Annotated in this window: 13 protein-coding genes; 9 read left to right on the top strand and 4 right to left on the bottom strand. The window is 66.3% G+C overall.

Annotated features, from left to right (window positions below; genetic code table 11):
- On the bottom strand, positions 1–1178 hold a 1178-nt coding region (locus ASG43_RS08890; RefSeq protein ID WP_156386606.1), incomplete at its 3' end, for a heavy metal translocating P-type ATPase.
- Between the two features lie 67 nt (positions 1179–1245).
- On the opposite strand from ASG43_RS08890, the gene ASG43_RS08885 reads away from it, so the two are divergent.
- The 4 genes from ASG43_RS08885 (at position 1246) to ASG43_RS08870 (ending at position 4054) form a co-directional block, all read left to right on the top strand.
- Positions 1246–1668 (top strand): helix-turn-helix domain-containing protein, encoded by a 423-nt coding sequence (locus tag ASG43_RS08885; protein WP_056503308.1) that lies wholly within the window; start codon positions 1246–1248, stop codon positions 1666–1668.
- A gap of 245 nt (positions 1669–1913) precedes the next feature.
- Entirely contained in the window at positions 1914–2828 is a 915-nt protein-coding gene (locus tag ASG43_RS08880) for a murein L,D-transpeptidase family protein (protein ID WP_348271074.1), read from the top strand.
- A gap of 58 nt (positions 2829–2886) precedes the next feature.
- Positions 2887–3210 (top strand): hypothetical protein, encoded by a 324-nt coding sequence (locus ASG43_RS08875; protein ID WP_056503305.1) that lies wholly within the window; start codon positions 2887–2889, stop codon positions 3208–3210.
- Positions 3211–3295: 85 nt separating this feature from the next.
- The gene (locus ASG43_RS08870) at positions 3296–4054 is read left to right on the top strand and encodes a DsbA family protein (protein ID WP_056503303.1); all 759 of its coding nucleotides are present in this window, start codon (positions 3296–3298) and stop codon (positions 4052–4054) included.
- On the opposite strand, the gene ASG43_RS08865 is transcribed toward ASG43_RS08870, so the two are convergent.
- From ASG43_RS08865 to ASG43_RS08855, 3 genes are read right to left on the bottom strand one after another with little or no spacing between them, the layout of a single operon-like run.
- On the bottom strand, positions 4043–4822 hold the full coding sequence (locus ASG43_RS08865; protein ID WP_200939495.1) for an ImmA/IrrE family metallo-endopeptidase: 780 nt from the start codon (positions 4820–4822) through the stop codon (positions 4043–4045). The two genes, ASG43_RS08870 and ASG43_RS08865, sit on opposite strands and share 12 nt — an antisense overlap.
- Positions 4819–5226 (bottom strand): hypothetical protein, encoded by a 408-nt coding sequence (locus ASG43_RS08860; protein WP_056503300.1) that lies wholly within the window; start codon positions 5224–5226, stop codon positions 4819–4821. Before ASG43_RS08860 ends, ASG43_RS08865 begins: the two co-directional genes overlap by 4 nt.
- Positions 5223–5783, bottom strand: a complete 561-nt coding sequence (locus tag ASG43_RS08855; RefSeq protein WP_156386605.1) for a sigma-70 family RNA polymerase sigma factor — start codon at positions 5781–5783, stop codon at positions 5223–5225. The genes ASG43_RS08860 and ASG43_RS08855 overlap by 4 nt, the downstream gene beginning before the upstream one ends.
- A 178-nt stretch (positions 5784–5961) precedes the next feature.
- Between ASG43_RS08855 and ASG43_RS08850 the strand changes: the two genes are divergently transcribed.
- The 5 genes from ASG43_RS08850 to ASG43_RS08825 all read left to right on the top strand — a co-directional run bounded on the left by ASG43_RS08850 (position 5962) and on the right by ASG43_RS08825 (position 10336).
- Positions 5962–7209: a nucleotidyltransferase gene (locus tag ASG43_RS08850; protein ID WP_056503295.1), complete on the top strand. Its 1248-nt coding sequence runs from the start codon at positions 5962–5964 to the stop codon at positions 7207–7209.
- A 35-nt stretch (positions 7210–7244) separates the two neighbouring features.
- A complete protein-coding gene (locus tag ASG43_RS08845; RefSeq protein WP_056503292.1) occupies positions 7245–7664 on the top strand; it encodes a hypothetical protein in 420 nt (139 codons plus the stop codon).
- Entirely contained in the window at positions 7565–8689 is a 1125-nt protein-coding gene (locus tag ASG43_RS08840; protein WP_244488033.1) for a CBASS cGAMP-activated phospholipase, read from the top strand. The genes ASG43_RS08845 and ASG43_RS08840 overlap by 100 nt, the downstream gene beginning before the upstream one ends.
- 367 nt (positions 8690–9056) lie before the next feature.
- A complete protein-coding gene (locus ASG43_RS08830) occupies positions 9057–9290 on the top strand; it encodes a hypothetical protein (RefSeq protein ID WP_056503285.1) in 234 nt (77 codons plus the stop codon).
- A 683-nt stretch (positions 9291–9973) separates the two neighbouring features.
- On the top strand, positions 9974–10336 hold the full coding sequence (locus tag ASG43_RS08825; RefSeq protein WP_056503282.1) for a hypothetical protein: 363 nt from the start codon (positions 9974–9976) through the stop codon (positions 10334–10336).
- Positions 10337–10345: the final 9 nt, after the last annotated feature.

Below are 10345 nucleotides of genomic sequence, written 5' to 3'. Positions count from 1 at the left end.
GCGCCCGCCGACAGGCCGGCGGCGATGGCCGCTGGCGTCGAGATCACGAGCGCGCAGGGGCAGCCGATCAGCAGGATCGCGAGACCCTTGTAGATCCATTCGTCCCAGGCACCGCCGAAGGCAAGCGGCGGGACGACGGCTACGAGCGCACCGACCGCGAGGACGGCGGGGGTGTAGACCTTGGAGAAGCGGTCGATGAAGCGCTCGGTCGGCGACTTCGACTCCTGGGCTTCCTCCACGAGGCGGACGACGCGCGCGATCGTGTTATCCGACGCGGCGGCCGTGACCGTCACGCGCAGGACCGAACCGCCGTTGACCGTGCCGGCGAAGACGGGATCGCCCACGGCCTTGCGCTTCGGGACGCTCTCGCCCGTGACCGGCGCCTCGTCGACCTCGCCGGATCCCTCGACGACCGAGCCGTCGGCGGGAATGCGGTCGCCGGGACGCACGAGGATGGTGGAGCCGACGGCAAGGCTCTCGGCGGGCACCTCCGTCGTCTGGCCATCTCTCTCGACAAGCGCGGTCTTCGGCACGAGGGCCGAGAGGCCCTGGATGCTGGCCCGGGCCCGGCCCGCGGCGACGCCCTCCAGCATCTCTCCGACGAGGAACAGGAGAACGACCGTCGCGGCCTCCTCCTCGGCGCCGATGAAGACGGCGCCGATGGCGGCGATCGACATCAGCGTCTCGATCGAGAAGGGCGTGCCGAAGCGGGCAGCCGTGATCGCGCGCCAGGCGACGGGGACGAGGCCGACTGCGAGTGCCGCGAGGAAGGCCGGGCGTTCGAGCGAGGGCACGAGGTGGCCGAGGACGTAGGCGGCGACGAGGGCGACGCCGCAGGCCGCCGTCAGCCGTGCCTTGCGCGTCCGCCACCAGGGCAACCCCGCCTCGCTCGGGTCGTCGTGCGTGTGGCCTGCATGGTCGTGGCCGTCGGCCTCATGGCTGTCTGGTACCCGATCCACGGCTGGCTCGGCCCCGTACCCAAGGTTCCGCACCTGCTTCACCACGGCGGTGCCGTCGAAGCCCTCGGCATGGCTAACCCTCACCGTTCCGGCGGACACGGAGACGGCGACGTCCTCGACACCCGGGAGCCGACGGATGGCGGTGTCGACCTTGTTCGCACAGGCCGCGCAGTCCATCCCGGTGACCCGGTAGCGGCTTTCGTTCGTCACGGCGCTCATGGCGCTCTCCTTGCGTCTATCTCAACGCAGGCTTACGTCCTCTAGCGGCTAGAGGAGCAAGCGGAAAATGACGAAGGGCGTTCCGATCGGCGAGGCGTCGCGCGCGAGCGGCATCAAGGTGCCGACAATCCGGTACTACGAGCAGATCGGCCTGCTGCCCTCACCGCCGCGGACGGAGGGCAACCGCCGTCTGTACGATGCCGCGGATCTGCGTCGGCTCCGCTTCATCCGGCATGCCCGCGAGCTCGGCTTCGAGATCGACCCGATCCGCGAGCTTCTCGCGCTGGCCGGGGAGCCGGACCGTCCTTGCGAGAGTGCGGACCGGATCGCGACGGCCCATCTCGCCGACATCGACCACAAGATCGCCCGGTTGACGGCGCTGCGGGCGGAGGTCGCGCGGATGGCGGACTGTACGAACCACTCCGTCGCCGATTGCCGGGTGATCGAGGTGCTCGGCGACCACGGCGAGTGCCTGCACGAGACGCACTGAGGCTTCCGCCTCACTTCCGCCCGATCGAAGCCCCTCATGGCGATCGCGCGCAGCGACACCTCCAGCCCGCTGGAGGTCACGTCCGCGTCAGCCCTGCCGTCGATGATCGACCGATGTCGACCGTCCAGCGCTTCCGGAACGAGATGCACCCAGAACATCGAACACGTGCCGGGCTTGGCGCTTCACGGACAGTCGCCCTTGCGGCCGCGTTCATGGCGTTGCTGGCTGCGGGCGGATGCGTGTCGATGACGGAGACGGCTTACAAGGACCTCGTCCCGGCATACGCCGACGCAAAGGTCCGCCCTGCCGGATCGATCCTCGTTCGCATCTTCAAGGAGGAAAGCGAACTCGAGGTCTGGAAGCTCGGCGCCGACGGACGCTATGCGCTCCAGAAGACCCATCCGCTCTGCCGATGGTCGGGCAAGCTCGGACCCAAGAAGACGAACGGCGACCGTCAGGCGCCCGAGGGCTTTTATCGCGTCGCCCGGTCGCAGATGAACCCGAACTCGAAGTACCACCGCTCCTTTAACCTCGGCTACCCGAACCCGCTGGAAAAGTCCCTCGGCTATTCGGGCGACTCGCTGATGGTGCATGGCGCCTGCTCCTCGTCCGGCTGCTTCGCCATGACCGACGAGGGCGTCGGCGAGGTCTATGCCGAGGCCGAGAAGGCCTTCGCGCTCGGCCAAGGCGACTTCCAGGTCCAGTCCTTCCCGTTCCGGATGACGGCCGCGCAGATGGCGCGTCACCGGTCGGACCCGAACATCGCTTTTTGGCGCAACCTGAAGCTCGGCTACGACATCTTCGAGGTCACGCGGAAGGAGCCGGACGTGGCGGCCTGCGGCGGACGCTACGTGTTCGACACACGGCGGAAGGACGGCTTGCCGATCGAGCCGGGCGCCGCCTGTCCTACGATGGAGACCCGCGTCGCTCCCGAGGTCGCGGCGAAGCGCGCCGACGACGCCAAGACGCTTCAGGCCCTCCTGTCGGAAGGCCGTGGCGGCACGCCCATGAGCTACGTCGACGGCGGGATGCACCCGAGCTTCCGGGACATGCTGAAGCGTCTCTGGACCAAGGAGCTCGCCAGCAAGACCTCCATGACGGCCGTTCAGGTCAGCCGGCCCGACGCGCTGGTCGACGATCCTGCCGAGGCGGAGCGCTGAACCGCGTCACGGTTCCCGCCCGGTTGACGCGGCGGCCTTCATCGGGATCATGGCACCCATGAAGTTCGCCGCCCTCGCGCTCGTCCTGCTGGCCTCCCTGTTCGCTTCCCTCACCCACGGGATGGCGGCGGCTCCGGCCTGCGTCGAGATGCTGGCGCTCGACAGCCAACCCGACGCTGACGGCGTCGACGCGTCCGGCTCCAGCGGTGCCCCGGTCTCCCCCGACGACGCGCACTGCGGGTTCGGGATGCTGGCAAGCCATAGACCGGACGTCGGCCCACGCGACCTTACCGTCGCCCGTGTCGGCGGTAAGGCCACCGATCTCCTCCTCGGCCGGGACCTCATGCCCGATCAACGTCCTCCGGACCCGACGCGGATCTGAAGCTCGGCCGACGTCGGCCGAAACAGCCATCCCCGTCATTTGCGACAGTCGCCGTGCGGCCGCTCGCGCATTCCCAGGACCATCCATGACCCGAACCACCAACGGTGCCCGTCGGCGCCTGCATCCGCTTGCCGCTTCCGTGATCACCGCTGCCGTCCTGGCACTGGCCGGATGCTCGGACGAAACGTCGTCGCCGACCGCAGCGGCTGGGGACACTCCGCCCACCATGCCGGCGCAGGCCGCTCCGGCTGCCCCGGCTTCCGTCGCTCCCGCGCCCGATGGCGAGGTCGACGTGGCCGCGCTGATGTCGGGCCAGGTGCTGCCCGACGTCGTCATCGGCCGTCCCAACGCGCCGATCACCATCGTCGAGTACGCGTCCATGACGTGCGACCACTGCGCCGCCTTCCATGAGAAGACCTATCCGAGCCTCAAGCGGGACTACCTCGACACGGGCAAGGCCAAGCTGATCGTGCGCGAGTTTCCGTTCGACCCACGCGCCGTCGCCGCCTTCATGCTGGCGCGCTGCACGCCCGGCGAGAACGGCCGGACGGCGATGGTCGATACCCTGTTTTACCAGTCGGAGAGCTGGGCGCACGCCGAGAACGCGTCGGAGAAGCTGCTTGCCGTCGCGAAGATGGCGGGGATGACGAACGACACGTTCAAGGCATGCCTGTCGGATAACGAGCTCCAGTCGAAGGTCGTGGCGACGAAGGACCGCGGCGAAAACGAGTTCGGCGTGGATTCCACGCCGACCTTCTTTATCGATGGCAAGAAGTACCGCGGCGCCCTGCCGCCGGAGCAGATGGCGGCGATCTTGGACCTCTCCAAGGTGTCAACGAACTGACACGGCGAGCATTTCCGCGGGCAGAAGCAGGAGAGTGACGACCTCCCCGTTGGACGCCTTGTACGACTGCTCGCGGACCTCGTAGCGGTCGGCGCCGGTGCGATCGAACCACGCGTCGGCGCCGATGAGGCTCGGCGCTCTCAATTCGGTTTCGCTCCCGAAAAGCATCCTAAACGCATGGCTGTCGGCGTCGAGCTGGTCTTGGGGGAACCAGCGTTCCGCCGATGGAGATCGTGCGAACCACCGCCTCCCTCCGGTCTTGTGGGAGACCAGCATGCCCGGGATGACGTCCATCTCGACCAGCCGGATCGCCGTCGCCGTCGTGCTTGCGCCGAACGGCGCCGCCAACTCTCGGATGCGGGCAAGGGACCATTTCGACACCTGCGCCGCCAGCGGGGCCACGAGATATCGGGGAAGGAGAAGGTCGGCGGCATAGCCGTCCGCGACCCGCTCGGGGTCGAGGGCATTCTTGCTTGAGGCATTGCCGATCTCGTCCGAACGACAGGCAAGGCACTTGCCGCGATGGTGGTGCCAATGCCCGAGCTCGTGGCAAACCGAAAACTTTCGTCGCTCCGGGCTCTTGCGACTGTCGACGCAGATGACGGCCCGATCACCGTGTCCGAGAATCCGAGCCTCGCAGGATTCCAGCGCTCGATACCTTACCTTGGCGCCCCGATACCAAGCGATCGCCTCAACGTCGATCTCCTCGGGGACGGTGACGCCGAGCGACTGAAGGAGCATCTCCGCAGGACGGAGCCTACCGCTCAAGGCGACCCCTTCCCGTCGTCGTCGGCAAGCAGTTCGTTCAAGTCTTCGAGGATGCCCTCCTCGTCTCCGTCGACGCCGCCCTTGGCGCCGCGTGCCGCCAAGGTGAGACGTTTTCCGTGCTCTCCTTGCGACTTCACCAGGTCGTTCAACCGTTGTCTCGTGCGCACGGGATCGAACGGAACGACGGTGGCTGCCTGGGTCGCGGCCATGGCCGCACGAGCCTTGGCCATCTTGGCTTTTCCTGCTGCCAACTTCGCCTTTCGGAATGCCTCCTCCACCCGTTCGGCGTCGCGGGGTTCGGCTTGACCGAGAATCTCCTCGTCGCTCGCGCTCAGGATCTGCTCGAGCATGAAGTGGTCGAGGGCGGCGAGCTTGTCTTCGTCACCCCGTTCGTTACCGCTCATGCCATCGCCCTTTCCGCCTTGAGCTCCGCGAGCGTTCGTCGCAAGCGGCGTTGCACGGCTGCCAGCCGCTTCGAGTCGATCCCGAGCAACTCCTCCAGCTCCCTGCCCTTCATGCCGTCGCAAATTCCCTCAACGAGGAGTTCCAACTCGTCGTCGCCCGCGATCATGGCCTGAACCTTGGTCAGCACGGCGCCGTCGTCGATGAGCGAGGCAACCTCGCGCTCCGGTGACGGACCGTCGTGCTCCGCATGCTCGGCGACGCCGGCGGCCATGGGTACGGGACCTAGACCCTTTCTGCGGGTTTCGTTTGCTTCCGACGTAAGGCTGCGGACGATGCCACCCACGAACTGCACGATCGACACTTCCCTCGGACAACTGCGGCGCCCCTCGAGGACGCGGGCAAGCGCCTCCTGGAGAAGGTCGTCCGCCTCGCCGCCGCCGCGGTTCGCAAAGTAGAGAGCGACGTGTCGAAGCCGGATCAGGTCCACTTGGGAAAGCGCACCGAAGGCCGTCTCGAACTCGGCGACGGACAGGGTGTCCTCGCCCTTGGCGACCAAGTCCTGTGGGTCCTGTCCGTCCAATCCCTGCCCTCCGAAACCCTATGCGGAAAGGCCGCGAGATTCAGACATCGAGATTTGATGTCCGGGAACGGGGAGCCATCCGCATAAGGGGACAGGATGACATTTGCCGCGACGGCACAACCCCCCGGCGGAGCCGGAGCAACCGGAGACCACCATGACCATGCTGACGCCGTTTCGGGGCATCAATCCCTTCACTGACCATCTCGACGGCCTCCTCGCCGATGTCGCTATCAACGTCCAGCTCCCGCCTGGCCTCCACCGGATCGCATGCGAGCGTTACGAGCGGGTCCGTAGGTACATGGAGCGTGAGGGGAGCCCGCTGAAGGATCGGATCCTTCACTTCTACCCGCAGGGCAGCATGGCCATCGACGCCACGATCTCCTCGCGATGGACCGAAGGCGACTACGACCTCGACGTCGTCGCGCAGCTCGACATCCCGGCCAACACGCCGCCCTCCATCGCGCTCGACCTGATCGAGCGGGCACTCGAGGGATACCCGGCCCGGATCGTGCGCCAGACGCGCTGCGTGACCGTGTACTTCGAGGACATGCACCTCGACGTGACCCCGGCGGTCCGCCATCCCGGCACGATCGAGCGCCAGAGCGACATCTTCCACGCCAAGGAGGGAGAGCCGCGGTCGGAGCACTTTCGCGTGCCGATGAACGCGTATGGTTTCGCCCGCTGGTACGAGGCGAACACCCCCGTCGAGACGCTCTTCGCCGAGGCCTACAACCAACGCCTCTACGACGTCTATGGGTTGAGCTTCAAGGCGGACGCAGAGGTGGACGAGGTGCCGGAGCAGTGCCATCTCTCCATCAAGAACGTGGCGACCGTGGCGCTCCAGCTTATGAAGCGGTTCCGGGACATCGCGTACCTCAGAGCCACGGGACGCATCCCGCCGTCGGTCATGCTGTCGTGCTATGCGGGCCATGCGGCAGCGTCGAACCTGACCCTCAGCGACATGCTGATCCGGCAGGCACGAATGCTCGCGTCTGACATCCGTCGCGCAAGCTCGTCGGGACGGTTGCTCCACGTCGCTAACCCGGTCTACCCCGACGACGTCTTCACCGACCGCTGGCCTGCCGACCTTCGCCAGCAGGACGATTTCGCACATCGCCTTGAGGCCCTCGTCGCGGGCCTCGAGGCGATCAAGGCGGGACGCCACGACCTCGAGGACGTCGGAAACCTGCTCCGTGACTGGTTCGGCAAGGGCGTGGTGTCGAGCGCCATGGAACGCAAGAACCAAGCGATGGGCCGCGCGGTGCGGACCGGGACGCAGGGCTACGGGAAGACCGGATTGTTCGTCCCCGCCGCGCCCGCCATCCTGACCTCGGTCCCCGCGGCCGCCGCCTCGCGCGTTGCCGGGACGCCCCACACCTTCATGGGCGGTGTGCCGTGGTGACAGGGCCAGTCCCCATCGACGCACAAATCGGCGCCATGCTGGGCCGCTGGCCCAGTTTCGACCTGGTCAGGCGCTCGAAGGACATGGCCGCATGGCGCGGCGCCCTCAAGCCGATCTTCGTTCAATACGAGATCGGGATCTTCTATCGCGTGCCGGGGATCCTCGAGGCGCCCTCCCATCGCCACCAGCCGATCGTCAGGGTGCTGTCCCCGCGGCTCAAGCCTCGGGCTGACGATCCGGAAGGCAACCTGCCGCACGTCTACCCCGACGGCACGGCCTCGCCGCCGCTTTGCCTCTTCGACCTCGAGGCTCGCGAGTGGAACGCCTGGAAGCTCCTGGCTGAAACGACGGTGCCTTGGGCGATCGACTGGCTGGCTTGCTACGAGGGTTGGCGCGCGACAGGCACTTGGGCCGGCGGCGGCCGCCATCCCGGAGAGGAGAGATCAGGACAATGAACTACATGCCCCCGCGCCGCTCCGACGGCACGATCCAGCACGAGCGCGTCCGCCAGCCTTGGCCCCGGGACAGGCCTTTCCGCATCCTGTCGATCGACGGCGGCGGCATCCGCGGGATCCTGCCCGCGTCGATCCTCGCCGAGCTCGAACGGCGGTACCTTGGGGGCGCCCCGATCACCACGCACTTCGACATGATCGCCGGAACATCCACGGGCGGTATCGTCGCTCTGGGGCTCGCGCACGGCCTGCGGGCAGCCGACGTCCTCGAACTCTACACGGAGCGCGGCGGGAGCATTTTCCCGGCTCCTTCCAGCGGCATCGGAAAGGCTCTGCGGAGCCTCCGCCAGATCGGCAAACCCGTCTATGACCGAAAGCCTCTCGAGGACGAGCTCTTGAAGATCTTCGGGCAGTCGGTCCTCGGTGAGGCGCGCACGCGTCTGTGCATCCCGACCTTCGAAGGCACACACGGTGAACCGTGGATCTTCAAGACACCCCATCATCCGGACTACAAGAAGGACCGCCACGAGCGGATGGTCCGTGTCGCGCTCGCGACGACCGCCGCGCCCACCTACTTCGACGCCTTCGAAAATGACGGGTACCGGATGGTCGACGGAGGGATCTGGGCGAACAACCCGATCATGAATGCCCTCGTCGACGCCCTTGCCTGTTTCGAGATCGAGCGTCGCCAAGTCCAGATCCTGAGCGTCGGGTGCGGGGAGAAGGCGTTCACCGTCTCGGACGCTCAAGCGAAGGGCGGCATGTATCAGTGGCGGAAGGTCTTCGACGCCGCGGTCCGTGCCCAGTCCCAGAACGCGCTAGGGCAAGCCTTCCTGCTTGTCGGCAAGGACAATGTCCTGCGGCTGGACGCGGGAGCCGAGAAGGAGCCGATCTTGCTTGACGACTACCGCGCGGCCCGCGATCGGCTGCCTGAGGTCGCCCATTCGCTTGTGGAGGCGGGAGGACGGGAAGCGCAGCGTACGTTCCTTTGTGCGCCGGCAGAGCCGTACATCCCATGCCCGGTTTAGGTCTCGGATGAAGGACGCTGGAGCTCCTGCCATTCGACGGGCGCGTTGAGCACTGTAAACGGTGTCGGGATGGTCATCGCTTCGGGTTCGGGCCTGCGCCCGCTCCCGACGAGGTCGACATGCCGATCTTCCTCTAGTGGCCGGGAGGCATTACCCTTCAGCGCAATCTTCCCGGCGTTGGTCATCCGCATGCGCCGACGCGAACGGAATCGTCGCGACCATCAGCTCCGGGCGATCTGACCCCGCGCTACCTCCCCATTTGCGTGCTGCACCTTCCATGGACCTGGGTCGAAAACGCCTGGACGCCGTCGCTGTCCCGCGGCATCCAAATGCCTGGCGCCCGGTCGTCGGAGCGAAGGAGGAACTCATGGCTTATCTTGAATCCCTGGTCGAGAACGCGCAGGGCGCCGTCGAACGCGCGCTCATGGTAGTCGGAGAGCTGGTCACCCACATGGAGCGCAAGGAACACGGCGACCTGGGGGCGACGCGGCACGTCGAGGGCACGCTGTACGCGGCCCACAATCTGTTAGGCGATCTCGCTCCCTTGATTTTGGAGAATGTCGAGGAGGACGAGGAGGACGAGGAGGAGGAGGAGGGCTGAGCGCGTCAATTCCTCCAAACGCGTCCGATTTCACTCATGGACAATCGGTTTGCCCGCGGCACGTAGTGGTCTTGGTCCCCTACAGAGTCCGTACGGCCGAGCTACTGCTGTAGCCAGGGCTCGACGCATTCCTTTGACGGATGCCGCGATCGTGCGCACCATCTACCTGTCCCTTGCTCGGGACGGTCTGGAGAACTCGGGGAGGTTTCGACCTCCCCTTTTTTTGCCTTCATGTAGGCATGCCTTGACGGTAGTTCCGTAGCCCGCATCGCACCCTGGGCGGGGGTGGTCTAGTGGTTGTCGGGGCCAACGCCCTAGGGCCGATCCGATTGGATCGATGGGCTGGCGCATGACAAGCAGGGCGAACGGCCTGCTAAGGTAGGCATTAGCTCGAAATGTCATCTCGACTCGCCTAGTTGAAGGCTTGTAGGCATTAAGGCGTATAGGCAATCATTCAAATAGTCATGAAGTTTCGTAGGCAGGCAGGTGGATGGGGAAGATCGACCCAGTTTTGGAACTGATTTGTCCCCAGATCGTCCCCGCCGGAGGCGAATGACTACTCACGCCCAAGCTACGCAGGCGTTTCGCATGTCTCTGGGTCCTCATGGGAAATGAGGTTCCGACCCATCCGCGTCAAATTCCCCCCCATGGACAGCCCTCTTCGTCCGGGGCACGAAGGGGAGATGACCCAGTCCTTTCCACTCAGTCCCAACATGCGAGACCGGATCTCGGAGGCGGCCGATCAATACGAACGGCTCGCCGCCGACCTTCGCCGCGTCCTTGCCGACGGCTATCCCGAGCCAGACGACAGCATGCCCTTGATGGATAACTTCACGGTCACGACGCGGACGGTGCCTTGCTTGAGGGGAACCGCCGTCGGCCATCCGACCCTGGTCGCGACGGAGCCGACGACGACGAGTGCCATCGCCCTGTTGAGCTTGCCCGCGGGACTCGTGCGGACACAGTCGCGTTGGTACCGCCTGGGCCAGCGCCTTGCCCAGGACGACCTCCCTGTCATCGCGCTCGGTCTCGACCGAGGAGCCTGACGTCGGGCA

Origin of the sequence: Aureimonas sp. Leaf454, from assembly GCF_001424685.1 — a bacterium.
Taxonomy (GTDB): Bacteria; Pseudomonadota; Alphaproteobacteria; order Rhizobiales; family Rhizobiaceae; genus Plantimonas.
Note: the sequence above shows the minus strand (reverse complement) of the source record. Positions and strands in the feature narration are given on the sequence as shown.

What these genes read in the sequence shown, in the direction of transcription:
- ASG43_RS08860 (WP_056503300.1), bottom strand. Translation starts at nt 5,226, where the DNA reads ATGAGCGGTAACGAACGGGGTGACGAAGACAAGCTCGCCGCCCTCGAC.
- ASG43_RS08845 (WP_056503292.1), top strand. Translation starts at nt 7,245, where the DNA reads ATGCTGGGCCGCTGGCCCAGTTTCGACCTGGTCAGGCGCTCGAAGGAC.
- ASG43_RS08870 (WP_056503303.1), top strand. Translation starts at nt 3,296, where the DNA reads ATGACCCGAACCACCAACGGTGCCCGTCGGCGCCTGCATCCGCTTGCC.
- ASG43_RS08875 (WP_056503305.1), top strand. Translation starts at nt 2,887, where the DNA reads ATGAAGTTCGCCGCCCTCGCGCTCGTCCTGCTGGCCTCCCTGTTCGCT.
- ASG43_RS08850 (WP_056503295.1), top strand. Translation starts at nt 5,962, where the DNA reads ATGACCATGCTGACGCCGTTTCGGGGCATCAATCCCTTCACTGACCAT.
- ASG43_RS08885 (WP_056503308.1), top strand. Translation starts at nt 1,246, where the DNA reads ATGACGAAGGGCGTTCCGATCGGCGAGGCGTCGCGCGCGAGCGGCATC.
- ASG43_RS08880 (WP_348271074.1), top strand. Translation starts at nt 1,914, where the DNA reads ATGACGGAGACGGCTTACAAGGACCTCGTCCCGGCATACGCCGACGCA.
- ASG43_RS08830 (WP_056503285.1), top strand. Translation starts at nt 9,057, where the DNA reads ATGGCTTATCTTGAATCCCTGGTCGAGAACGCGCAGGGCGCCGTCGAA.
- ASG43_RS08825 (WP_056503282.1), top strand. Translation starts at nt 9,974, where the DNA reads ATGACCCAGTCCTTTCCACTCAGTCCCAACATGCGAGACCGGATCTCG.